General features: G+C 71.0%; 1 protein-coding gene. It reads right to left on the bottom strand.

All coding sequences use genetic code 11. From position 1 onward, the window contains the following. Positions 1 to 628, bottom strand: a 628-nt coding sequence (locus ACEN88_RS33625; protein ID WP_413346681.1) for a cache domain-containing protein, incomplete at both ends; no start/stop codon positions are given.

Genomic DNA, 628 nt, shown 5'->3' with positions numbered 1-628 from the left:
GGTATGGCGCGGCGGCTGCAGCAGGTGGATCGTGCCGGCGCCGTCGCGGTATTCGTAATCCCGGCCGGCGCGCACGTGCGCCAGTCCCGCGGCCGGGACGTCGTCCGCCCTCGCGCCGTTGCGCCTTGCGTCCGGATGGCTCGCGTACACGCCGCCGTTGGAGACGAGCGCCAGGCGGCCGCCGTCGATGGTCTTGATCCCTTTCAGGATGGCGCCCAGCCGCGCCAGCATGAAGTCCGCGCTGGCGATCCCCTGGAAGCGGCCGTCGATGAGGATGGGCGCGGACAGCGTCGTCATCAGGACCTTCTGCCCGTTGACGGGATACGCGTACGGTTCGCTGAAATAGGCGTGCCCGGTGTCGCGCGGCACGTTGTAGACGTCGATCGCGGCCGAGGGGACGGACGGTTCGACGTTGATCGTGCCGCCCGGGCCGCGGCTGAAGTAAGGCATGTAGCGGCCGGTGTCGTCGTACTCGGGCGCCTTGCCTGCGAACTCGGCGTCCCTGCCGTCCAGCGCGTTCGGCTCCCACAGCACGGAGGCGCCGACGAGATCGTCCGAACCGAGCAGCGTGGCCTTGACGAGGGCGCTGACCTGGGGCCGCGACAGCGCGAGGCCGGCGCCTCCGTGC

Source organism: Massilia sp. CT11-108 (assembly GCF_047302915.1).
GTDB lineage: Bacteria > Pseudomonadota > Gammaproteobacteria > Burkholderiales > Burkholderiaceae_D > Telluria > Telluria orientalis.
This window is presented reverse-complemented; position numbering and strand designations above follow the sequence as displayed.